The organism is Microbacterium sp. Au-Mic1 (assembly GCF_021341785.1).
Lineage (GTDB): Bacteria > Actinomycetota > Actinomycetes > Actinomycetales > Microbacteriaceae > Microbacterium.
The window spans coordinates 115,348-138,855 of the sequence record NZ_JAJTTF010000007.1 but is presented as its reverse complement, the minus strand read 5'-3'; the positions used below and the strand labels follow the sequence as shown (position 1 = coordinate 138,855).

Genomic DNA, 23,508 nt, shown 5'->3' with positions numbered 1-23,508 from the left:
GGCGCCGTGGTCGGTGCGATCGGCGTTCACGGTCCCAGGATGCCATGCTCGCGGCGCGCCGGGCCGTCGCCCGCGGCGGGGGCCAGGACGGCGCGGCACGCGAGGTGCATCGCGAGGCGGGTCTCGGGATCCGTGAGGTCGACGCCGAGGAGCTCCTGCACCCGCCGGATCCGCACTGCGACGGTGTTGCGATGCAGGTTCAGCGACGCGGCCGTTGCGACCAGGCTCGATTCCTGGTCGAGATAGACGGAGAGCGTACGCAGCAGATCTCCGCTCGCGCCCTGCAACGGTGCGAGGAGCGACGCCGCCGCGGGCACGAACGTGTCGTTGCCGGTCCAGGCCAGCAGCAGCTGCTCGAGTCCGAGGCTGTCTACGCGGACGAACCAGCCCGTCGCCGAGCGCGACGCCGCGATCCTGGCCGCATCCGCGGCCTCGTCCAGCGTCGCGGCGAGCCCCGCGGGCCCGCGCTGCAGCGATCCCACGCCCGTGGCGATCGCGAACGAGCGCCCCACCTCGCGGTGCAGGGCGCGCAGACCGCGCGCGAGCCGTTCGACGGTCACGGGGTCCGGAGCCTCGGAGAACGCGAGCCATCCGCTCAGCCCGCGGCCGGCCGTGGTGACGTGCGCCTCTGCGGCGATCCCGCCGAGTGCGGCACGCACCGCGCGCAGCAGCGGCAGCGGATCCAGCCGGCCCCGTCCGACCATCCGGAAGCCGAGATGATGTCCGGACGTGCGCCAGCCGCGCTCGCCCATGCGGCGCTCGATGTCGTCGTCCGCGAGGCCCCTCGCATCGACGAAATCGCGGAGCAGGGCGGACGAGGCCGAGACGTCGTTCACCTCGGCGACCTCGTCGATGAGGATCCGCGCCGCGACGGCCGGCATCGCGACCTCGGCCGCGACCGAGAGCGCGGCGAGCTGGCTCTCGCTCAGCCCCGCACCGAAGACGACCAGACGCAGACCCGGCCTGCTCGGGCTGTCCACGCGCACCGAGGCCGCGGCGGCGTCGCCGGCACGGGCGATGTCGACCCAGGGGCGGAAGTCGATCGCCGCGTGCAGTGCCGGATCGAGGTCGCCGCCCGAGGAGTGCAGCACGTCGGTGCCGTCGACGAGTGCGAGCGGATGGCCGAGATTCGCGGACACCTGGCGCAGCAGATCCGACAGATCCCGGGCCGGGTACTCGAACGAGCGTGCGACCTTGCGCACGTGCGAGAGGGTGAGGGCGTCCAGCGCCTGCACGAGCATCCAGCACGCCTGGGCGAGCACGATGGGCCGCTGCACGTCGAGGAGGCAGATCCCCAGCCGCTCCGCGAGCCGCTGCGTGCCGGGATCGAACGCGCCGGCTCCCGGCATCGCGACGCCGCCGAAGCCGCGCTCGCGGATCCGGCGCAGCATCGCGTCCTGCTGCCAGGGCGTCCTCGGCGCGGCGTCGAGCAGCACTGCGAGGCCGCCGTCGAGGACCGCGGGCAGGTCGGCCTCGGCCGATTCCACGGCGACCGCGTCCCATGCGGCGTCTTTGGGCCCGGCGATCCGGCGCAGGCCGCCGTTCTCGGGGTGTGCGCGGAGGCCCGCGAGCGACAGTCGCGCGGTCATGCGGCGTCCAGCTCGGCGAGTCCGTACGTCGACGGCAGCACGCGGCGCAGGCGCTCGGGACGCTCCAGCCACCAGTCGGGCGCCGGCAGCGAGAGCACGACCACGCGCCGTCCCGGAACGAGGTCGGTGACCTGCAGGATCTCGCGCGACGCGGCGTCGAGGACGACGATGATCGCCGGTGCGGAGGCGAGCAGTTCTCCGTCGCTGAGCACCGCCAGGGACTCCGAGCGGGTCACGACGCGATCCACCGCGCCGCCGGGGCCCGCGATCTCGACCGACTGCACATGCGGATCGGCGTGGTGCGCTGAGATCCGGTCGATCCGGCCCTCGGTCAGCAGCCTCGCTCCGAGCCGCGCGGCGAGCTCCGCCGGGGGCGCGAAGCGGGCGGCGAGGAAGGCGCGACCCAGCGCGAGCGCGCGCCGCTGGTGTCCGGGCATCGCGTGCTCGCGGAGATCCCCGACCGTGAACCCGGCGAGCACGGCCGCGCCGCTCCCTCCCGCCTGGATGATGGCGGAGCGGACGATGCGCTCCGCGTCCACGGCGCGATCCGTCTCGACCAACGCCACGCCGCCGGCGCCGCTCTCGCAGGTGAACACGAGGCCCGGCACCCGGTCGACGAAGAGCGACATCTGGTCGAGCTCCGGCACGGCGCGGCCGGTGCAGTCGGCATCGACGATCGTGCGCTCGCCGGCGAACAGGAACGGGACGAGGCTGTTCAGGCCGCCGCCCTCGATCGAGCAGACGGCGGGGATCCGCGTGCCCAGCCAGCGCTCCGCCGCGGCCACCAGGCGTCCGAACGGCGCGAGGCCCGGCATGCGCTCGCCGAGCAGGATCGTGGAGCCCACGAACGCGGCGCCGAAGCAGGGAGTCGAGGGATCCAGCTCGTCCACGTCCACGAGCGGACGCGGACCGGAGTCATCGCCGGCGAGCATGAGCTCGAGCATGGTGGTCGTGCCGCCGCCGCCCGAGCCGAGCAGCGCGCAGCCCCGTGCGAGCGCGGTCACGTCCTCGGGTCGCAGTCGCCACGCCATCGTCCCAGACTAGAGGTCTCGCAACGGATCGGGATCGGCTCCCGGGGCCGGTTCGGGTCCGGCCCAGGGAGCCGGCTCAGGCGCCGAGCCGCTCGACCGGGAGGAACGGCTCGGCGAGGCCGAAGGCCGAGGGGCCGAACGCGGCGAGGGCGCCCTCGGTGCGCATCATGTCCGGCGTCGAGATGCCGAGCACGCGCACGCGCTGGCCGTAGCGCAGCCCCTCGGTCGTGATCGGCTCGGCTGTCTCGTGATCCACGACGCAGATGAGATCCGGCACGATCGCGACGACCTCGCCGTCTCGCCGCGCGATGAGGTTCTCGTTCTGGAACAGGATCTCGAAGGATCCGTCGCCCTCGAGCGGTGCGATCACGGCGCGTCCCTTCGCGAACCCCTCGGTGGTACGACGTTCGACGTCGAGCACCTTGCCCACGGCGAGTTCGCGCACGTGGGTGTACAGCGTGCGGGAGAGCGTCTCGGCGATCGCGTCGAAGGGGGAGCGGTGCTGCTCGCGGGCCTCGCGGATCGCGCGGCCGAGGGCGAGCGCCATCGAGATCGTGCGGGGAACCGCGGTCCGGCGCACGTCCGCGCCGGACATCGCGTACTCCGCGATGTGCCCGACTCCGCCGAGCCGGATGGTGATCGCGCGGGCGAGCCACTCCATCTGGCGGTCGTCGTCGCCGGTGTCGATGATCACGGTCTCGCCGCGCTCGCCGGCGAGGGCGAGGGGCGAGCCGTGCACGCCGTACACCGCGAACGTCTCCATGGATAGCTCGGGGAAGGCGCGCCCCATGCCGTCCGCATCGACCACGGGCATCCCGGTCTCGGCGGCGACGACGAGCGGGATCATCGAGTTGATCCCGCCGCACTCGATCGGCATGGTGGCGTCGGCTGTCCGCCCCAGGTGCCCCTCGAGGGCGCGCAGCGCGAGCGTCGGCTCTGTACCCGCCGGGATCTTCTCGACCATCACGGTCGGTGCGCCCATCTGCGCCGTCGGGATCACGAAGAGGTCGTCCGGAAGGTCCTCCGGATCCAGGATCGTGATCGCGCCGTCGCCGAGGACCCGCTCGACGAGCTTGCTGCCGATGTAGGGGTCCCCGCCGCCGCCCGTGCCCAGCAGCGTCGCGCCGCGGGCGAGGTCGGGGAGGTCCGCGGCGGTGAGCTGCCAGCTCATGCCGCGCCCGCCGTCGCGAGGGAATCTCCGGCGGAGACGGTGCCGTCGTAGCGGTGCGCCGGCATGTCGTAGCCGAAGTAGCCGGGACCGACCATCGCGAGCGCCTCGGCGGTGTGCCAGCGCTCGTCGGCGGGGGCTGCCAGCACGCGCACGCGCTGCCCGTAGCGGAGGGCCTCGGTCGTGATCGGCTCCCCGGACTCTCCCTCGACGACCATGATGAGATCCGGCGTGGTCGCGAGGATCCGCCCGTCGGCCTCGGCGACGAGGTGCTCGTTCTGGAACTGCAGGGTGAGCGCGGTGCCGCCCTCGCCCTCGATTCGCGCGCGGCCGCGCGCGAATCCGGTCGTCGTGGCGCGCTGCACGTCGACGACCTTCCCGTCGAAGAGCTCGCGCCCGGAGAGCTCGCGGACCGCGGCCGCGACCGGATCCGTCTTCGCCGCACGGGCGTCGGCGATCGCGCGCCCTACTGTGATGCACCGTGACAGCGAGCCGCCGACGAGGCCGGTTCTGGCCTGCGCGCCGGTCATCGAGAAGCCGGCGATCATCGTGGAGCAGCCCATCTCGACGGTCGCGACGCGTGCGATCCGCTCCGTCCAGGTGTTGTCGATCGTCTGCAGGACTGCGACGTTGCCCTTCTCGTCGCTGAGCGCGAGGGGCGAGGCGGTGACGCCGATGAGCGTGGGCAGCACCATCTGCAGCTCCGGGAACGCGCGGCCCATGCCGTCGGCGTCCACGAGTGGCAGTCCGAGCGCTGCGGCGGCCGCGACGGGGATCGTCGAGTTCACCCCGCCCACCTCCGCGCACGCGATGTGGGTGACGGGGCGGCCCAGATGCGAGCCGAGGGCGCGCACGGGCTCGACGACCTCGTCCAGGCTCGGGAGCTTCTCCACCATGACGGTCGGTGCGCCCATCATCGCGACGAACAGCACGTGCGCATCGTCGGGGACCTCGGCGAGGCCGAGGACCGGGACGGGTCCGTCCGACAGCGCCTGCCGGGCGAGGAGGGATCCGATGTAGGGATCGCCGCCGCCGCCGGTGCCGAACACGGCGGCGCCGCGGGCGAGATCCTCGATCTGCGCGGTGTCGATCTGCCAGCCCATCTCAGGCCCCCATGTCCAGGTCGCCGACGGCCTTGGCGCGAATGCGCGTGGCGTTGCCGGGCAGGTACGGGATCGGGACCTCGTCGAAGTCGATGATCGCGACCGTGGACGGCTTCGCGCCGGCGGCGATCGCCTTGTCGACGGCCTCGGCGCGCACGGCCGCGATGGTCTCGTCGCGCGCGCCGGGGGCGATCGCGTAGACCTTGTCGATCTCGCCGCCGACCTGGGCGATCGAGGCGCCGATCGCGTTCGCGACCGCGTAGTTCTCCGGGCGGTGCACGGGGCCGAAAGGCTCCAGCACGTCCGGCAGCAGGATGGATCCGCCGCCGACCGCCACGACCGCGATCGGGTCGGGGGAGGTGCGCATCCTGTCCACGGCCTCCGCGACGCGCTCAGCGATACGCGCGAGCACGCGCGCCACGAACTCCGGATCGAGGTGCGCGACCTTCGCGGGGTCGCCGACCTCGGCGCGCCCTGCCGCGACCGCGATGTCGGTCGCGGTGAGGGTCGAGCCGCCGAAGACGAGCGCTTCGGTGCCGAGGCGGTAGCCGACCGAGGCGGGGCCGACCTCGGCGGTCTCCTCGTCCACGATGCTCCCGCCGCCGATGCCGAGGGAGAGCACGTCGGGCATGCGGAAGTTCGTGCGGATGCCGGCGACCTTCACCTCGTTCGCGGTCTCGCGGGGGAAGCCGTTCACGAGCAGGCCGATGTCCGCCGTAGTGCCGCCCACATCGATCACGGCGCAGTCCTGCAGGCCGCTCGTGGCCGCGGCCCCGCGCATCGAGTTGGTCGGGCCGGAGGCGAAGGTCGCGACCGGATAGCGGCGCACGTACTCGTCGTCCATCAGTGTGCCGTCGTTCTGGCTGAGGAAGATCGGCGCCTCGATGCCGTGCGCCCGGACGGCGGCGGTGAGGCCGTCGACGATCTCGGAGGCGAGCTCGCGCAGGGCGGCGTTGATGATCGTCGCGTTCTCACGCTCGAGGATGCCGATCCGGCCGATCTCGTGCGAGAGGGAGATCGCCACGTCGTCGCCGAGGACCTCGCCGAGGATCTCCGCGGCGCGCACCTCGAGGTCGTGGTTGACCGGGCTGAACACGGCCGAGATCGCGACCGAGCGGATCCCATGCGCCTTCATGTCCGCGGCGATCCCGCGCAGCTCCTCGGGATCGAGCGGGGAGATCGGGCGACCGTCGAACTCGTAGCCGCCGTGCGCGAGGTAGCTGCGCGCCCGGGCGGCCTCGAGCAGTTCGCCCGGCCAGTCCACGAGCGGGGGGAGGGCTCGGGTCGCGGGCAGTCCGAGCCGGAGGGCGGCGGTGGGGGCGAGGCGACTGGCCTGCACGAGCGCGTTGATGAAGTGCGTCGTGCCGATCATGACGGCCTCGATGTCGGATCCCTCGAACGGATGGTGCGCGCGCAGATCCTCGATCGCCTGCACGATCCCGTCGGTCACGTCGGGGGTGGTGGAGTGCTTCACCCCGGCGAGGGTGTGGGCGCCGTCCATGAGGACGGCATCCGTGTTGGTGCCGCCGACGTCGATGCCGATGTGCATGGTTCTCGCTTTCTCGGTGTTTCCGGGACTTGTGGTCCCGTCGCGGGGAGTCGGAAGGCGCCGCGCCCCGCGACGGAGTCTGGGGGTCAGACGGCCGCGCTCTCCGCGGGATCGGCCTGACGGGTGGGGACGGCGCCGACGCCGCGGACGAGGCCCAGCTTGCCCGCCGCGATGTACAGGATCATCGAGAGGAACAGGCTGAGGAGGGACGGGATGCCCCAGGTCACGAAGTAGCCGACGAGCGACGAGACCAGCCAGACCACGATCGTGGCGGGCACGATGCGCGGGGCGGAGGCGGGCAGCACGCCCTCCTCGCGGCTGGCGTCGAGCTCGCCGCGCCAGCGGCGCACGATGAAGTACTCGGCGACCATGATGCCCGCGATCGGCGGGAACGCGACGCTCAGCACGATGAGGAACTGGGTGAACTGCCCGAGGATCCCGGCGGCGGCGAGGACGGATCCGACCACGCCGAGCACGATCGTCGTCGTCACGCGGTGCAGGTTCTTGCCGAAGGTCGTGGAGACGAAGTTCACCAGACCCAGGGCCGAGGAGTAGAGGTTCCAGTCGTTGATCTTGAGCGTGCCCGTGATGACGATGATGAGGCCGACGAGGCCGACCGAGCTCGTCACGATCGCGACGATGTCGCCCGACTTCGCGGCGTGCGCGAGGAGCACGCCGGCCAGGCCGATGACGAACTCGCCGAGCGTGACGCCCACGACGGTCTGCTTGACCACATCGGCGCGGGAGCGGTTGAAGCGCGTCATGTCGCCGGTGATGATCGCACCCACGATGAGGCCGCCGGCGACGATGCCGGTGCCGGCCCAGACGCTGATGTGCGGGCCCGGCGCGGGGCTCGTGAGCAGCGTGCCGAGGTCGTGACGGCTGAGCTCGGAGATGACCGACCAGCCCACGAGGATGAGGAACAGCGGCACGGTGATGTTCGCGAGCCACTGCATCCCGAGGAAGCCGAACGCGACGATGGCGGTGACGGCGAGGCCGAACAGCAGGCTCCACAGCCAGGTCGGCAGCACACCGGGCATGAGCGCATCGAGCGACTGCGCGGAGATCGCGGACTGGATGCCGAACCAGCCGATGAGGCTGATGCCGATCGCGAGGCCCACGAGCGCCGCGCCGATCTCTCCGAAGCCGGTCCAGCGGGCGAGGAGGGCCGTGTTCAGGCCCTCGCGCTGCCCGATGAACCCGACGATGCACATGATGACCTCGAGGATGACGGATCCGAGCAGGAACGCGAGCGCGGCCTCCCCGAAGCTCATCCCGTATCCCAGCGTCGCGCCGAGGAGGAACTGCGACAGGGCGGAGACCTGGCCGAAGCGCTGCACGGCGATGCCGAACCAGGGCTTTCGTGCTTCGGGAGTCACGCGGGAGAGGGCGAAGTCGTCGTGCGGCGCGATGCGGGCCATGGTGGGTTTCCTTCGGGCGGAAGAGGATGGTGCCGCTCACGCTAGTGACGAGCCGTCCGCCCCACCATGTGCGATCTGCACTGATCTCATCGTTCGATCGACAGAGCGCACATCTCCTCCGTCGCGGCGGCGGTCATCCGAGGATCTGTGATCGCTCGAACCCGATCCCTCCCGGGTCCCACGGGACCGGTCCGAGCGGTGCGCAGCCTTTCCTCCACTTGTCTGTGATCCCAGACAGGACGTCCTCCTGGGCCCTGTCCGAGCGACAGACGAGGGTGTGAAATCGTCTCATGGCCCACACTTCCCCCGTCACCATCGGCGCGGCGCCTCTGCGCCCCGAGGACGTCGTCTCCGTCGCCCGCTACCTCGCACCCGTCGTCATCGACGCCGGTGCGCTCGACCGCGTCGCCGCCTCCCGCGGCGTCATCGAAGGCATGGCCGCCGACCCCACGCCGCACTACGGCGTCTCGACCGGCTTCGGGGCTCTGGCCACCACCTTCATCGCCCCCGAGCGCCGCCGCCAGTTGCAGCTCAGCCTGATCCGCTCCCACGCGGCGGGCACCGGCCCGGAGGTCGAGACCGAGGTCGTCCGCGGGCTGCAGCTGCTGCGCCTGCAGACGCTCGCCTCGGGCCACACCGGTGTCCGTCCCGTGGTCGTCGAGACCTACGCCGCGATGCTCAACGCCGGGATCACCCCGATCGTCCGCGAATACGGTTCGCTGGGCTGCTCGGGCGATCTCGCCCCGCTCGCCCACGTGGCGCTCGCCAGCATGGGCGAGGGCGACGTGCGCAACGCCGCCGGCGACCTCGTCCCCGCGGCCGACGCGCTCGCCATGGCCGGCATCGCGCCGCTCGAGCTGCAGGAGAAGGAGGGCCTCGCCCTCATCAACGGCACCGACGGCATGCTCGGCATGCTGTCGCTCGCGCTGCACGACCTGGACAACCTCTTCCTCACCGCCGACATCTCGGCCGCGATGTCGATCGAGTCGCAGCTCGGCACGGACGCGGTCTTCGCCGCCGACCTCATGGCGCTGCGCCCGCAGGTCGGCCAGGCCGTCTCCGCGGCGCACCTGCGCGCGTTCCTGGGCTCCTCGCCGATGGTCGCCAGCCACAAGGGCCCGGAGGACGGCCGCGTGCAGGACGCCTACTCGCTGCGCTGCTCGCCGCAGGTGCACGGCGCCGCCCGCGACACCGCCGCATACGCCACCACGATCGCCGAGCGCGAGCTGGCGAGCGTCGTCGACAACCCCGTGGTCACCAGCGACGGCCGGATCGAGTCCAACGGCAACTTCCACGGCGCCCCGGTCGCCGCCGTGCTCGACTTCCTGGCGATCTCCGTCGCCGATGTCGCCTCGGTGGCCGAGCGCCGCACCGACCGCGCGCTCGACCCCGCCCGCAGCCATGGCCTGCCCCCGTTCCTCGCGGACGAGGTCGGCGTCGACTCCGGCCTGATGATCGCGCAGTACGCGGCCGCCGGCATCGTCTCCGAGCTCAAGCGGCTCGCGGTCCCGGCCTCCGTCGACTCGATCCCGTCCTCCGCGATGCAGGAGGACCACGTCTCGATGGGCTGGGCCGCCGCCCGCAAGCTCCGCCGCGCGATCGACGGCCTCGGCCGCGTGCTCGCGATCGAGATCCTCACCGGCGCCCGCGCGCTCGACCTGCGCGCGCCGCTCGAGGCCGGACCCGCCACCGGCGCGGTCCGCGACCTCGTCCGCACCGTGGCCGGCGGCCCCGGCCCGGACCGATTCCTCAGCCCTGACATGGAGGCCGTGACTGCGCTCGTGCAGTCCGGCCAGATCGCTGCGATTGCGAAGGAGCACGCGAATGACTGACACCACCACCACTGCCGGCCCGACCCTGTCGGACCCGACCCGTTCGATCCGCGCTCCCCGCGGCAACGAGCGCACCGCGAAGAGCTGGGGCGCCGAGGCCGCCAAGCGCATGCTCATGAACAACCTCGACCCCGAGGTCGCCGAGCACCCCGAGGACCTCGTGGTCTACGGCGGCACCGGCCGTGCCGCGCGCAGCTGGGAGGCGTACGACGCGATCGTGCGCACCCTGGACGAGCTCGAGCCCGACGAGACCCTGCTCGTGCAGTCCGGCAAGCCGGTCGGCGTGTTCCGCACGCACGAGTGGGCGCCGCGCGTGCTCATCGCGAACTCCAACCTCGTCGGAGACTGGGCCACCTGGCCCGAATTCCGCAAGCTCGAGGCCGAGGGCCTGATGATGTACGGCCAGATGACGGCCGGATCCTGGATCTACATCGGATCCCAGGGCATCCTGCAGGGCACCTACGAGACGTTCGCCGCCGTGGCCCGCTCGCTCGGCAAGGACTCGCTCAAGGGCACCCTGTCGCTCACCGGCGGTGCCGGCGGCATGGGCGGCGCGCAGCCGCTCGCCGTGACCCTGAACGACGGCGCCTGCCTCATCGTGGACGTCGACGAGTCGCGTCTCGCGCGCCGCGTCGACCACGGCTACCTCGACGTGTACTACACCGACCTCGACGAGGCGATCGCCCGTGCCGTCAAGGCCAAGGAGGACGGCGAGGCGCTCTCGGTCGGCATCGTCGGCAACGCCGCCGAGGTCTTCCCCGAGCTGTTCCGCCGTGGCGTGCCGATCGACATCGTCACCGACCAGACCAGCGCGCACGACCCGCTCGCGTACCTGCCCATCGGCATCTCGGTCGCCGACTGGAAGGCCGAGGCCGAGCGCGACCCCGAGGAGTTCACCCGTCGCTCGCGCGAGGCCATGGCCGCGCACGTCCGGGCGATGGTCGCGTTCCAGGACGCCGGTGCCGCGGTGTTCGACTACGGCAACTCGATCCGTGCCGAGGCCGTTCTCGGCGGCTTCGACCGCGCGTTCGAGTTCCCCGGCTTCGTGCCGGCGTACATCCGCCCCCAGTTCGAAGAGGGCCGCGGCCCGTTCCGCTGGGCCGCGCTCTCGGGCGACCCGGAGGACATCTACAAGACCGACCGTGCCATCGCGGAGCTCTTCCCCGAGGATGCCGCCCTGCACCGCTGGCTGGAGAAGGCCGGCGAGAAGGTGCACTTCGAGGGACTGCCCGCCCGCATCTGCTGGCTGGGCTACAAGGAGCGCCACCTGGCGGGCCTGAAGTTCAACGAGATGGTCGCCTCGGGCGAGCTGTCCGCTCCGATCGTCATCGGCCGCGACCACCTCGACTCCGGTTCCGTCGCCAGCCCGTACCGCGAGACCGAGGCCATGAAGGACGGCTCCGACGCGATCGCCGACTGGCCTCTCCTGAACGCGCTGCTGAACACCGCCTCTGGCGCGAGCTGGGTCTCGCTGCACCACGGCGGCGGTGTCGGCATCGGCCGGTCCATCCACGCCGGTCAGGTGACCGTCGCGGACGGATCCGCGCTCGCCGCGGAGAAGCTCGAGCGCGTGCTCACCAACGACCCGGGTACCGGCGTCATGCGGCACGTCGACGCGGGCTACGACCACGCGAAGGACATCGCACGCGAGCGCGGTCTCAAGGTCCCGATGGGGCTCTGAACAGAGCTCGGACATCGATCAGGGGTCGTTGAGCGAGGACGCGCGTAGCGCTCAAACCGAGCGTCGCGCTGAGCGAGCGAAGCGAGACGAAGAGACGAGACGTGGTTCCCACAAGGGCTCGGCGTTTCGCCTCGTTCACTCGCTCAACGGCTCCGGATGACACTTTTGCGAAAGGCTGAGGACATGCGGATCCTGATCACGAACATCGGCGAACTCACGACGAACGTCGCCGAGGGCGACGACGTCTGCGGCACGCTGCACGACGTCGCCGTGCTCGTCGAGGGCGAGCGGGTCGCCTGGGTCGGCCCGGCGGCCGACGCACCGGATGCCGATGAGATCGTCGACGCGGCGGGTCGCGCGGTGATCCCCGGCTTCGTGGACAGCCACAGCCACCTCGTCTTCGGCGGCGACCGCGCCGCGGAGTTCGAGGCCCGCATGCAGGGCCAGAAGTACGCGGCGGGCGGGATCCGTTCCACGGTCGCCGCGACTCGCGCCGCGACCGATGACGAGCTGCGCGCGCGCCTGCGCGGTTTCCTCGACGAGATGCTCGCCCAGGGCACGACGACGGTCGAGATCAAGAGCGGCTACGGCCTCGACGTCGCGACCGAGGAGCGCCTGGTGCGCCTCGCCGCCGAGGTCACCCCCGAGGTCACGTTCCTCGGCGCGCACGTGGTGCCGGCCGAGTACGCCGACCGCGGCGACGAGTACGTCGACCTCGTGACGGGGGAGATGCTCGACGCCTGCGCCCCGCACGCCAAGTGGATCGACGTGTTCTGCGAGACCGGCGCCTTCACGGTGCCGCAGTCCCGCCGCGTGCTCGAGGCCGGCATCGCCCGCGGGCTGCAGCCGCGCGTGCACGCGAGCCAGCTCGGCCCCGGGGAGGGGGTGCAGCTGGCCGTCGAGCTCGGCGCCGCCTCGATCGACCACGGCACCTACCTCACCGACGACGACGTGACCGCGCTCGCCGCATCGGACACCGTCCTCACCCTCCTGCCCGGCGTGGAGTTCTCCACCCGGCAGCCCTACCCGGATGCCCGTCGGCTCATCGACGCCGGCGTGACGGTGGCGATCGCCTGCGACACGAACCCGGGATCCAGCTTCACCTCATCGATGCCGTTCTGCATCGCGGTCGCCGTGCGCGACATGCGCATGACCGTCGCCGAGGCGATCCACGCCGCGACCGCCGGCGGAGCAGCGGCCCTGCGCCGCGACGACATCGGCCGCATCGCCCCCGGCATGCGCGCCGACCTCGTGCTGCTGAAGAGTCCGAGCCGCGTGCACCTCGCGTACCGTCCAGGAGTGCCGCTCGTCGAGACGGTCTGGAAGGACGGCGTGCGGTTCGCCTGATCGGCGTCAGCCGAGCACGAAGCGTATCCGGGATCCGGGTGGCAGCTGGCCGGCGAGATCGAGGTCCGCATCCACGACCGCGCCGATGACGGGGTACCCGCCGGTGAGCGGATGGTCGGGCAGGAACAGCACGGGCTGACCGTCGGCAGGGACCTGGAGCGAACCCGTCACCGCGCCCTCGCTGGGCAGCTCGGAGAGTACCGCCCGCGAGAGGGGGACATCTCCGTGCAGGCGCAGCCCGATGCGATCCGAGTGCGGCGTCACCTCCCACTCCTGGCCGAGGAGCGTCTCGACGGCGCTCGGTGCGAACCAGTCCTCGCGCGGGCCGATCGTGATCCGCAGCGCCACGACCTCGCCCGGCGCGGGCAGCGCCCGTGCGCGCGGGAGCGGCTGCACCGCGGCGCGGACCGCGCGCGGATCGCCGATCCCGAGCGCCGCGCCGGTCCGCAGAGGCGAAGGGCCGAGACCCGCGAGCGTGTCGGTCGAGGCGCTGCCGAGCGTGCGGCGCACCGCGAACGCGCCGCGCACGGCCAGGACGCGGCGGAGCCCCCGCGTCGGGAAGCCCACCTCCAGCACGTCGCCGGGGGAGAGCGGGAACGGCGCACCCCTCTGGATCGCGTGCTCCGCGCCATCGGCGCCGGTGAGCAGGAGCGGACCGTCGGCGCCGGTCACCACGGCGACGTCGCCTCCGCGCAGACCTTCGAACCGGAGCCGTGCGCCGCCCAGCAGCTCCAGCACCGGGGCTCCGGCCGGGTTGCCGACGGCGTCGTTCGCGTCGCGCAGGGCGATGCGGTCCGCCGCGCCCGAACCCGAGACGCCGAGGGCGGCGCGACCCGGTCGTCCGCGGTCCTGGACGAGGATGGGGAAGGCCGTCTCCGCGACGACGACGCGCGGGCCGGCTTCGTCCACGTCAGGGCCGCTCCTGCGCGTCGTCGGCGCCGGTGTCGCATCGGAGAGGACGATCCGGGGACGTGAGGCCAGCGTGAACCGCACCCCCGTGCCCGGCGCGAGCAGCGCCGGAGGATCCCTGTCGGCGTCCCAGACCACTGCCTCGGTGCGGCCGATGAGCTGCCAGCCGCCCGGGCTCTCCCGCGGATACACGCCCGTGAAGGCGCCGGCCAGACCGACGGATCCCGCGGGGACCCTGGTGCGGGGCGTGGCGCGGCGGGGCACGTCGAAGAGCGGATCGGATCCGACGAGATACCCGAACCCCGGCGCGAAGCCCGAGAAGGCGACCCGCCACCGCGCCGCCCGATGCCGGGCGGCGAGCTCGGCGGCGGACACGCCCAGGAGCTCGGCCACCGCCGGGAGATCCTCACCGTCGTACCGCACAGGGATCCGGATCTCGCCGTGCGCGGTCGCCGGCTGTTCCGGCGCGGGCCACGAGCGCAGCCGCGCGCTCAGCGCCGCCGCCGACGTGCGCGCAGGGTCGTACCGGACCAGGACGGTGCGCGCCGCCGGCACCAGCTCGACGATGCCGGGGACCTCACCCCAGGCGAGGTGCCGCCGGATCGCGTCGTCGAGATCGTCGACCTCGACGAGCAGCGCGTGATCGGAGGCGGTGAGGATGCGCATCGTCGGATCAGGAGACGCCGGGAGGGGCGACCTCGACGCCGGCGCGGTCGAGGGCGGTGCGCACGGCGCGCGCGATCGCGACGGCACCCGGCGTGTCGCCGTGCACGCACACGCTGTCGGCCTGGATCGCGACGCTCTCCCCGGTGATGGCGGTCATCGTTGCCGTGGTCGCCAGCTCGACGACGCGTGCGGCGATCGCCTCCGGGTCATGCAGCACGGCGCCCGGCTCGGAGCGGGGGACCAGCGTGCCGTCCGCGCGGTAGGCACGGTCGGCGAACGCCTCCCGGAGCACCCGCAGCCCGCGATCTGCGGCCAGCCGCAGCACACGGGATCCGGGCAGGCCCATCACGGCGAGGTCGTCGCCGGCCGCGAGGATGCCGTCGATCACGGCGGACGCCTGCACCTCGTCGTGCACGATGCGGTTGTAGAGCGCCCCGTGCGGCTTCACGTACGAGACGCGCGCACCCTCGGCGGCAGCGAGGGCGCGCAGTGCGCCGATCTGATACAGCGTCTCGTCGGCCAGCGTTTCGGCATCCACGTCCAGGTCCCGGCGGCCGAACCCCGCGAGATCGCGGTAGCCGACGTGCGCGCCGATCGCGACGCCGTTCCGGGCGGCGAGACGGGCTGTGCGACGTGCGGTCACCGCATCGCCGGCGTGGAAGCCGCACGCGATGTTCGCACTCGTCACGACCTGCAGCATCGCCTCGTCGTCGCCCATCGGCCAGGCGGCGAAGGACTCGCCCAGATCGCTGTTCAGATCGAGAGTCACCGTCGGCTCCGCTTCTCGTGGTCCCGATCGCCAGCGTAGAGCAGATCCCGATGCCTGCGGATCCGCCCGCGCAGGAGCCGCGGGGCTCAGCCCAGCGCCTCCGCGCACACCACGGCCGCCGCCGCGGACCACGCCTGCGGGCGGCACGACGCGGGATACGGCACCGGGGCGACCCCGGGGGTGCGGCTGTCGCCGGCATGCAGCTCGGGCATCCGGTAGTCGAAGCCCTCGGCCGCGTCCACGAGCTGCCGGGCGACCGATGCCGCCTCGGCGCGGAGACCGGCGCGGAGCAGGCCGTGCACGGCGACCGCGGTGTCGTGCGCCCAGACACTGCCGCCGTGATAGCTGAGCGGCCAGAAGCCCGCCGCGCCGGACGACATCGTGCGGATCCCGAAGCCGCTGGACATCGAGTCCCGGAGCAGCAGCTCCGCGCACGCGCGCTCCTCATCCGGATCCAGCAGACCGGTGCCGATCAGATGGCCGATGTTGCTGGTGAGGGTGTCGACGGCGGCGCCGTGCGCATCGAGCGCGATCGCGGGATAGTGGCCCTCGGACGTCGTCACCCAGTAGGCGGTGCGGAATCGCGTGCGCAGATCCGCGGCCCAGCTGCGCAGTGCGTCGCCGCCGTCCTCGCCCAGGGCGTCGAGCAGCTCCGCACCCCTCACCGCGGCCTCGTAGGCGTAGGCCTGCACCTCGCTCAGAGCGATCGGGCCCTCGGCGAGCCGGCCGTTGCGCCACTGGATCGAGTCGCCGGAGTCCTTCCAGCCCTGGTTCGCGAGGCCGTGCCCGGTCTCGTCGACATAGTCGATGAAGCCGGATCCGCTGGCGTCGCCATGATCGGTCATCCAGCCCAGCGCCGCGCGCAGGCTGGGCAGCAGCTCGCGCACCTCGTCCTCGGGCATGCCCGCGTCGCGCGCATCGGCGAGCAGGCAGACCCAGAGCGGGGTGGCGTCGACCGTGCCGTAGTACAGCGGTGGCAGGTGCACGCCCTCGTTCGGCAGCGACAGTGCGCCGCTGCGGAGCTCGTGCGGGATCTTGCCCGGCGCCTCGGCGGTCGCCGGGTCCTTCTTCGTGCCCTGCAGGCGCGCGAGCACCCGCAGGGTCGAGGCGGCGATCGACGGGTCCTGCGACAGGGCAAGGCGTGCCGCCCAGATCGAGTCGCGGCCGAACAGCGTGAAGAACCAGGGCGCGCCGGCGGCGTAGAACGCGTCGTCCGGGTGCGCGGGAAGCGCGAGGCGCAGGGCGGAGAGGTCGCCGGCGGCGCGGTCCAGCCAGCGGCGCAGGCGCGGATCGGTGGTGGCGGGCACGGTGGCGTCGGCCGGCATCGAGGGCTCGGTCACGACCAGCGTGGAGTCCTCGAGGGTCAGCTCGAACGAGAACTCCTCCGTCGAGCGCGGCTCCAGCACGGTCGTCCAGCGCACCGCGAGGAAGGCCTCCTCGACCGCGATCGCAGCCCCCGGGGCCGACAGTGCGAACGAGGCCGCACCTGAGGAGGCGCGCTCGCCGTCCCAGCCCCACGCCCCGCGATCGGCCATCCCGGCCTTGACGTGCTGCAGCGGCTCGAAGTCGGGTGCGATCCGCACCGTGAGGGAGACCGGTACCGGGACATCGCGATGCGAGGAGACGCGGATCCGCTCCTCGACGGCGCCGGCGCGCACCGTGCGGGTGCGGTCGAGGCGCACCTTGGGGTCCGGCTGATCGTCGTCGATGCCGCGCAGCACCGCGGCGAACACGACGCCCTGGGGTGCGGGGGAGGAGCAGGCGATCGTCTCGACGGCCGTGCCCTCGACGGCGACGGTCAGTGCCCGCACATGCCGCACGTCGCCGTGGTACACCCCGTGGATCGGCGCGGATCCCATGTCTCCGGTCTCGTCCGACCACACCTGGGTCGGAGCCTGGAGGACGATGACGGCGTCGTTCAGGAGGGGCTGCAGCGGGGTGTCGGTCATGGGGCTCCTTCGTGAGGGGCGGTGTGCGGGCGCGGGGCCCGCCGGATGGGGATGAGGACGGGTCAGGACAGGGGGCTGGAGGGGAGGACGCGGGCGTCGAGGCGCAGCTCGGAGCCGTCGGCGGAGACGGCCCAGGCGTACGCATCCGGTCGCTCAGCCACGACCTCGACGAGCTCGGTGCCGCGGTAGAGCAGGCCGACGCCCTCGTCGACGCCGCAGCCGGGAGGGATCCGCCCCGACGCGACCGCATCGCGGAAGACCGGGCGCCGGGACGGCTGGGAGTCGTGGTGCGGGCTGAAGGAGCCGGGGAGCAGGCCGAGACCGTCGGCGACGACCTGCGCCTCCGGGCCGAACGACGTCGTGGTCCCGCCGCGATGCCAGCACAGGCCGCCGGCGGATCCGCCGGCGAGCACGACGCCCGCCTCCCACGCCTGCCGAAGCAGGTCGTCCAGACCGTGCGCCCGCCACAGGGCGAGCAGGTTCACGACGCTGCCCCCGCTCACCCAGATCACGTCGCGGCTGAGCACGTGCTCGGCGAGGCGTTCGTGGTTCGGGTGCGGGAACACTCGGATGTGGCTGCCCTCGACGCCGGCCGCGCGGGCGGCCTCGAGCTCCGCGCCCTCGACGACGCGGGGATCACCGCCGGCGGTGTTCACGTGCGCGACGCGGGGAGCGCGCCCGGTCACGCCGGCGAGCTCGATGGCGAAGTGCAGCAGGGGGCCGTAGGCGGCGTCCTGCCAGCCGCCGTCGACCATGCCGCCGCAGGTGGCGAGGATCGTGGGCGCGTCGGCGGTCATTCCTTCACTGCCCCGTCGCTCGAGTTCATGATGCGCTTCTGGAAGAGGAAGAACATCACGGCCACCGGGATGGTCATGATGATCGCCGCGGCGAGCTTGAGCGGATACTGGCGGCCCTGGCTGAGCTGTCCGTTCGCGAGCTGCGCGACGCCCTTCGTGAGCGTCGTGAGCTCGGGCGACTGGGTGGACACGATGAAGTGCGCGAGCTCGTTCCAGGACCCCTGGAAGGACAGGATCACGATCGTGATCAGGGCGGGGCGCGCCATCGGCAGCACGACGGACCAGAACACCCGGAAGGTGCCGGCGCCGTCGATCCGCGCCTGCTCCTCGACCGAGACCGGGATCGACTCGAAGAAGTTCTTCATGATGAACACCCCGGCCGCATCCACGAGGAGCGGCAGGATCATCCCCGCATAGGAGTCGTACATGCCGAGTGTGTTGATCACGAGGAACTTCGGGATCAGCAGCACCACCGCAGGAACACTCATGACGGCGATGAGACCGGCGAAAACCACGGTGCGCCCGCGGAAGCGGAGCCGCGCGAGCGCGTAGCCCGCGAGCGAGTTGAAGAACACCCGGCCCGCGGTGACCACGATCGTCACGATCACCGAGTTCTTGAACCAGGTCGGGAAGTCACTGCGCAGGAACAGCTGCGTGTACGCCTCGGTCGTGAAGGTGTGCGGCACGAGCGCGAGCGGGTTCCCCGCCGCGTCCGGATCCGTCTTGAAGCTCGTCGCGACCTGGATGAGGAAGGGGTAGATGTAGACCAGCGCGAGAGCGATGAGCAGCGCGTACAGGACCGACGTGGAGGCGATCCGCACGGTGCCCCGGCGCTTGCGCCGGGCGACGAACGGGGCGGGAGCGGTGGTGGTCATCGCGGGGCTCCTTCGCTCGGGGCGGGCGCTCGGTCGACGGCTGCGGCGTGTGCGGCGGCGCGCTCGGCGGCCTCCACATAGGGGCGGTTGCGGCGTCGCGAGACGGGGCGCTCACGCAGCACCCAGCGCTGCACGAGCGTGAAGCCGATGATGATCACGAACAGGATGAACGCGATCGCCGCGCCCTGCCCCCATTCCTGGTTGAGGAACGACGACTGGTACGACTGGTACGCGGGCGTGATGGTGGTCTTGGCGGGCTGGCCCCTCGTGCCGGTGTAGATCTGGTCGAAGATCTGCCAGCAGCCGATGAGGCCGAGCGTGAGCACGGTGAACAGGGTCGGCCGCAGCTGCGGCAGGGTGATCCGCCAGAACCTCTGCCAGCCGTTCGCCCCGTCCATCATCGCCGCCTCCTGCACCTCGCCCGAGACGTTCTGCAGCGCGGCGAGGAAGAGCAGCATGAACGTGCCGCTCGTCGTGAAGATGGCCATGATGATGTACACGCACATCGCGACGCTGGGCCCGCCGATCCAGTCCCAGAACGACACCCCGAGGAAGCTGTTCTGGGTGAGCGCCGCGGGTCCGCCGGTCGCGCCGAAGTGCAGGATTCCGGACGGGTCGTTGAGCCAGTTCGGCCCGTTGATCCCGAGCCAGCCGAGCGCGGCGTTGACCGCGCCCGTGGTGGAGAACAGGAACAGGAACAGGACGGTGATCGCGACGGAGCTGGTCACCGAGGGGAAGTAGAAGGCCGTGCGGAAGAAGCCGCGGCCCTTGAGGATCTGGCGGTTCACGAGCACCGCGAGGAACAGGCTCAGGGCGGTCTGGCAGGGGACCACGAGGATCACGTACCAGGCGTTGTTCTTGAGGCTCATGCCGAAGTCCGCCTCGGCGAGCCCGCCGCCGAGCAGCAGTGCGGCGTAGTTCTTCAGGCCGACGAACGAGACGCCGCCGGAGAAGGGCGAGCCCCGTCCGCCCCAGTCGCTCACGCTCACCCAGAGCGCCATCAGGACCGGGACGACCAGGAACAGGCCGAGCAGGATCAGCATCGGGGCGGTGAAGAGCCACCCCGAAGCGGTCTCACCGCGCCGCAGGCCCTGATGGCCTGCGGGACGGTGAGACCGCACGGTGGAGGAGGCCATGATTACTTGGTCAGGGCTTCCAGGTTCTTCTGGGTGGCGTCGAGGATCGCCTTCGGGTCGCCGGTCGCGAGCGAGCCGAGCTTGCCGTTGAAGTCGGTCACGACGTCGTTGGCGCCCTTCGCGGTGGGCACGCCCTGGGCGTAGTCCGCGCCGTTCAGGAACGGCACGAGCGCGGCGTTGTCCTTCTTCCACGTGTCGGCGGCCGACTTGATCGACGGCATCGGGCCGAATGCCTTAGAGAAGGCGAGCTGGCTGTCGGCGCTGGTGAGGTGCTCGACGAGGTCGAGGGCGGCCTTCTGGTTCTTGCTGTCGGCGGAGATGCCCCAGCAGTTCGTGAACTGCAGGGTGCCCTTCTTGCCGTCGGGGCCCGCGGGCAGCTCGACCGCCTTGTACTTCACGGCCGGGTAGTCGTTGGTCATGGCACCGGTGATCCAGTTGCCTTCGACGACCATCGCGGCCTTCTGGGTGCCGAACGCCTCGCCGCCCCAGCCGGATCCGAGATCGGCGGCGAACTTCATCGAGCCGTCGTTCAGCAGTCCCTTGACGTAGTCGAGAGCCTTCACGTTGCCCGCTGCATCCGCGGTGGCCTTGGTCGAGTCGGCGTTCATGAGACCGCCGCCGGCGGCGACCATGAAGGCGCCGACGCGGGCGTACTCGCCGCTCATGGACAGGCCCACGTGGCCGTCGGCGGTGAGCTTCTTGGAGACGGCGGCGAGCTCGTCCCAGGTCTTCGGGACGTCGGCGTCGGTGAGTCCGGCCTTCGCCCACATGTCGGTGTTGATCACGAGCTGCAGCGTGGAGAAGTCCTTCGGGGCGCAGTACAGCTTGCCGTCGTAGGTGAACGACTTCAGCAGGCTGGGGTAGAAGTCGTCCTTGTTCTTGAGCAGATCGCCGTAGGCGAGCAGAGACCCGTTCGAGGCGTATCCGGCCAGGGCGTCGGTGGACTGGTAGAACACGTCGGCGGGGGAGCCGGATGCGAAGCCCTGCGAGAGCTGCTGGTTCAGGTCGCTCGCCGCGGTCACGGTGGCCTTGATGCCCGACGTCTTCGACCACGCGGACACGGCGTCGTTGACGGCCTTGGTCTCCGCGTCGCCGGACGAGCCGATGAGGATGTTCAGCGGCTTGTCGGACGATGTGAGCTTCGTCGATCCGGTGCTGCTGCCGGCGTCTCCGCCGGAGAACCCTGAACCGCAGCCGGTGAGCGCGATCGCGCCGGCGAGGACGAGGGCTCCCGCCCCGAGCGCGGCGCGAGTGCTGTGCCGTGTCATGTCTCTTCTCCCTTGATGAGCATCCGTGATGATGTGTGCTTCTCGGTGGCGACGGGACGCCGTCGCAAGAATTTGAACGATCAAACTCTGTGTCGAATACGCTAGGCGGCGAGAGCACGGAGTGTCAAGGTGGGAAGGTGGTCCCGGATGCCGAGCCGGATCCGGGGAGGGAGAGACATGGCGAGAACGCCGACCGTCGAGGACGTCGCGGAGCGCGCCGGCGTGTCGCGGCAGACGGTGTCGAACGTGCTGAACACCCCGGCGATCGTGAAGCCGGCCACGCGCGAACGCGTGCAGCAGGCGATCGTCGAGCTGGGCTATCGCCGTCACGCGGCGGCCCGCCAGCTGCGCACCCGCCGCAGCTCGACGATCGGCATCCACCTCGATCCCTATGTCGGCGGCGTCTCCGGCGTCGTGCTGGACCGCTTCGTGCACGCCCTCACCGAGCGCGCGAGCGAGCGCGGCATGCGCATGCTCGTCTACGCCGCGCGTACGGCCGGCGATGAGATCGCACGGCTCGCAGAGCTCTGGGAGGGCTCCGAGATCGATGCCGCGATCATCACCGGCACCTTCCACGGCGACCCGCGCACGCGCTGGCTGGGCGAGGCCCGGCTGCCGTTCGTCGCGTTCGGACGCCCCTGGGGCGAGGACGACCTCGCCGCCCCCGAGCACCTCTGGGTCGATGTCGACGGCGCCGCCGGCACCAGGGCCGCCACCGAGCACGCGCTGGGCTTCGGCCCGAGGGTCGCGTTCCTCGGCTGGCCGACGGGGTCGGGAACCGGCGACGACCGGGAACGCGGCTGGCGCGAGGCGATGGCCGCCGGCGGCACGGCCGGGCCGCGCTGGACCAGCGAGGAGGACGTCGCACGGGCGCGGGCCGTCGTGGCACGCGCCGAGGCGGACGTGGATGCCGTCGTGTGCGCGAGCGACTCCCTCGCGATCGGCGCCCTGCTGGCGCAGACGGGGGGATCCGCGCGGGTACCCGTGATCGGGTTCGACAACACGCCGACCGCGGAGGCGCTCGGCTTCTCCAGCGTGGAGCAACGTCCTGAGGACGTCGCCGCGGCGACCCTGGAGCTGCTCATGGGGCCGACCGGCGAGGCGGTCACCCCGCGGGACGTGCGAGCGGGCACCGCGCACGCGCTGATCGAACCGCGCCTCGTCGTGCGCTAACGGGTCGCTCGAGCGGGCGCGGCCGTTCGTCCGCCGATGGCCCCCGCGTCGTGCGTCGGCCGAGCCGGGTCCCGTCGTGCGTCGGCCGAGCCGGGTCCCGTCGTGGGGTGAGTGGATCCAGCTCCATCCGCCCGCGACCGCGGGATCGGGCATAGCGTGGTGGCATGGCACGGATCCTCGTCTTCGGCGGCCACGGCAAGGTGGCCCTTCTGCTCGAACCCCTCCTCACGGCCCGTGGCGACCAGGTGACCGCGGTGATCCGCGACGCCGGCCAGATCGAGGACGTGCGCGCGACAGGTGCGGATCCCGTCGTCTTCGACGTCGAGTCGGCGTCGCGGGAAGCCATGGCCGCGCTGATCGCCGGGCACGACGCGGTCGTGTGGTCGGCAGGTGCGGGAGGCGGCTCGGCGGAGCGCACCCGGGCGGTCGACCTCGACGCCGCGGTCCGGTCCATGGCGGCGGCGGCCGATGCCGGAGTCGACCGGTACGTGATGGTGTCGTACTTCGGATCCTCGCCGGAGCACGGGATCCCCGCGTCCGACTCGTTCTTCGCCTACGCCGAAGCGAAGGCGGCGGCCGATGAGGCGCTGCGGGCCACCGGACTCGAGTGGACCGTGCTCGCGCCGAGCCGGCTGACGCTGGAGGAGCCGGCGGGGCGGATCGACGCCACGTCGGAGGTCTCGGGCAGCGTCTCACGAGCCGACGTCGCCCATGTGATCGCGCAGGCGCTCGTGGAGCCGGCGACCGTCCGACGCACGATCCGGTTCAACGCGGGAGAGGTTCCCGTCGACGAAGCGCTGCACGCCGTCTGATCCGATGGGCCAGCTGGTGCTGGTGCTGGACCGTCGGTCTTCCCGCCCCGGGGTCAGCGCCGGTTGAGCGCGGCCAGCGCGATCCTGTCCAGAGCCCACACGGCGAAGAGCGCGATCCCGGCGACGCCGAGTCCGCTCGCCCAGAGCGCCGCTGCCACCGCGGCGAAGAGCACGGTCTCGAGGAGCACCCGTCCTGCGGGGCGGATGTCGAAACGCGCCTTGGGCGACAAGAGCAGGCCCCAGACGACCGCCAGCACGATGACGGCCGCCACGGCGCCGATCCATCCCGGCCAGCCGGGGGCGAGCCGCACCGCGGCGGTGGCCGCGCCCGCCAGCAGTGCGAGCTCGATCAGGAACCGCAGTCCGAGGGCGATGCGCAGGCCAGGGCCGCCGTCGAGGAACGGATCGCGTGCCGGGCCGTCGCTCATCGGCG

At 72.0% G+C, this 23,508-nt stretch carries 19 protein-coding genes; 5 read left to right on the top strand and 14 right to left on the bottom strand.

Annotation, left to right across the window (positions count from 1 at the left end; all coding sequences use genetic code 11):
* Positions 1-26 precede the first annotated feature (26 nt).
* The 6 genes from LXM50_RS11240 to LXM50_RS11215 all read right to left on the bottom strand — a co-directional run bounded on the left by LXM50_RS11240 (position 27) and on the right by LXM50_RS11215 (position 7,861).
* On the bottom strand, positions 27-1,589 hold the full coding sequence (locus LXM50_RS11240) for a CdaR family transcriptional regulator (protein ID WP_233311410.1): 1,563 nt from the start codon (positions 1,587-1,589) through the stop codon (positions 27-29).
* Entirely contained in the window at positions 1,586-2,620 is a 1,035-nt protein-coding gene (locus LXM50_RS11235; protein WP_233311409.1) for a DUF917 domain-containing protein, read from the bottom strand. The genes LXM50_RS11240 and LXM50_RS11235 overlap by 4 nt, the downstream gene beginning before the upstream one ends.
* 76 nt (positions 2,621-2,696) lie before the next feature.
* Positions 2,697-3,791 (bottom strand): DUF917 domain-containing protein, encoded by a 1,095-nt coding sequence (locus tag LXM50_RS11230; protein ID WP_233311408.1) that lies wholly within the window; start codon positions 3,789-3,791, stop codon positions 2,697-2,699.
* Entirely contained in the window at positions 3,788-4,891 is a 1,104-nt protein-coding gene (locus LXM50_RS11225; protein ID WP_233311407.1) for a DUF917 domain-containing protein, read from the bottom strand. Before LXM50_RS11225 ends, LXM50_RS11230 begins: the two co-directional genes overlap by 4 nt.
* A 1-nt stretch (position 4,892) precedes the next feature.
* Positions 4,893-6,440: a hydantoinase/oxoprolinase family protein gene (locus LXM50_RS11220; protein ID WP_233311406.1), complete on the bottom strand. Its 1,548-nt coding sequence runs from the start codon at positions 6,438-6,440 to the stop codon at positions 4,893-4,895.
* Between the two features lie 86 nt (positions 6,441-6,526).
* Positions 6,527-7,861 carry a cytosine permease gene (locus LXM50_RS11215; RefSeq protein WP_233311405.1) on the bottom strand — a complete coding sequence of 445 codons (1,335 nt, stop codon included), beginning with the start codon at positions 7,859-7,861 and terminating at the stop codon, positions 6,527-6,529.
* A 290-nt stretch (positions 7,862-8,151) separates the two neighbouring features.
* Here LXM50_RS11215 and hutH point away from each other — a divergent pair, with 290 nt between their 5' ends.
* The 3 genes from hutH to hutI all read left to right on the top strand — a co-directional run bounded on the left by hutH (position 8,152) and on the right by hutI (position 12,721).
* Positions 8,152-9,693, top strand: coding sequence for a histidine ammonia-lyase (gene hutH, locus LXM50_RS11210; RefSeq protein WP_233311404.1), 1,542 nt, complete (start codon positions 8,152-8,154; stop codon positions 9,691-9,693).
* Positions 9,686-11,374: a urocanate hydratase gene (gene hutU, locus LXM50_RS11205; protein ID WP_233311403.1), complete on the top strand. Its 1,689-nt coding sequence runs from the start codon at positions 9,686-9,688 to the stop codon at positions 11,372-11,374. The genes hutH and hutU overlap by 8 nt, the downstream gene beginning before the upstream one ends.
* 183 nt (positions 11,375-11,557) lie before the next feature.
* The gene (gene hutI, locus LXM50_RS11200) at positions 11,558-12,721 is read left to right on the top strand and encodes an imidazolonepropionase (RefSeq protein WP_233311402.1); all 1,164 of its coding nucleotides are present in this window, start codon (positions 11,558-11,560) and stop codon (positions 12,719-12,721) included.
* A gap of 6 nt (positions 12,722-12,727) precedes the next feature.
* On the opposite strand, the gene LXM50_RS11195 is transcribed toward hutI, so the two are convergent.
* The 7 genes from LXM50_RS11195 to LXM50_RS11165 all read right to left on the bottom strand — a co-directional run bounded on the left by LXM50_RS11195 (position 12,728) and on the right by LXM50_RS11165 (position 21,090).
* Complete coding sequence (locus tag LXM50_RS11195) at positions 12,728-14,296, bottom strand: urea amidolyase family protein (RefSeq protein WP_233311401.1); 1,569 nt, start codon at positions 14,294-14,296, stop codon at positions 12,728-12,730.
* A gap of 7 nt (positions 14,297-14,303) precedes the next feature.
* Positions 14,304-15,014, bottom strand: a complete 711-nt coding sequence (locus LXM50_RS11190) for a 5-oxoprolinase subunit PxpA (RefSeq protein WP_233311560.1) — start codon at positions 15,012-15,014, stop codon at positions 14,304-14,306.
* Positions 15,015-15,151: 137 nt separating this feature from the next.
* Complete coding sequence (locus LXM50_RS11185; protein ID WP_233311400.1) at positions 15,152-17,014, bottom strand: glycogen debranching N-terminal domain-containing protein; 1,863 nt, start codon at positions 17,012-17,014, stop codon at positions 15,152-15,154.
* A gap of 62 nt (positions 17,015-17,076) precedes the next feature.
* The gene (locus LXM50_RS11180) at positions 17,077-17,811 is read right to left on the bottom strand and encodes a peptidase E (protein ID WP_233311399.1); all 735 of its coding nucleotides are present in this window, start codon (positions 17,809-17,811) and stop codon (positions 17,077-17,079) included.
* Positions 17,808-18,686, bottom strand: coding sequence for a carbohydrate ABC transporter permease (locus LXM50_RS11175; RefSeq protein ID WP_233311398.1), 879 nt, complete (start codon positions 18,684-18,686; stop codon positions 17,808-17,810). Before LXM50_RS11175 ends, LXM50_RS11180 begins: the two co-directional genes overlap by 4 nt.
* Positions 18,683-19,822, bottom strand: coding sequence for a carbohydrate ABC transporter permease (locus LXM50_RS11170; RefSeq protein ID WP_233311397.1), 1,140 nt, complete (start codon positions 19,820-19,822; stop codon positions 18,683-18,685). The genes LXM50_RS11175 and LXM50_RS11170 overlap by 4 nt, the downstream gene beginning before the upstream one ends.
* Before the next feature lie 2 nt (positions 19,823-19,824).
* A complete protein-coding gene (locus LXM50_RS11165) occupies positions 19,825-21,090 on the bottom strand; it encodes an ABC transporter substrate-binding protein (RefSeq protein WP_233311396.1) in 1,266 nt (421 codons plus the stop codon).
* 177 nt (positions 21,091-21,267) lie between these two features.
* Here LXM50_RS11165 and LXM50_RS11160 point away from each other — a divergent pair, with 177 nt between their 5' ends.
* Complete coding sequence (locus LXM50_RS11160) at positions 21,268-22,263, top strand: LacI family DNA-binding transcriptional regulator (RefSeq protein WP_233311395.1); 996 nt, start codon at positions 21,268-21,270, stop codon at positions 22,261-22,263.
* A gap of 164 nt (positions 22,264-22,427) precedes the next feature.
* Positions 22,428-23,075: an NAD(P)H-binding protein gene (locus LXM50_RS11155; RefSeq protein WP_233311394.1), complete on the top strand. Its 648-nt coding sequence runs from the start codon at positions 22,428-22,430 to the stop codon at positions 23,073-23,075.
* Between the two features lie 53 nt (positions 23,076-23,128).
* On the opposite strand, the gene LXM50_RS11150 is transcribed toward LXM50_RS11155, so the two are convergent.
* The gene (locus LXM50_RS11150; protein ID WP_233311393.1) at positions 23,129-23,503 is read right to left on the bottom strand and encodes a DUF2568 domain-containing protein; all 375 of its coding nucleotides are present in this window, start codon (positions 23,501-23,503) and stop codon (positions 23,129-23,131) included.
* Positions 23,504-23,508 lie beyond the last annotated feature (5 nt).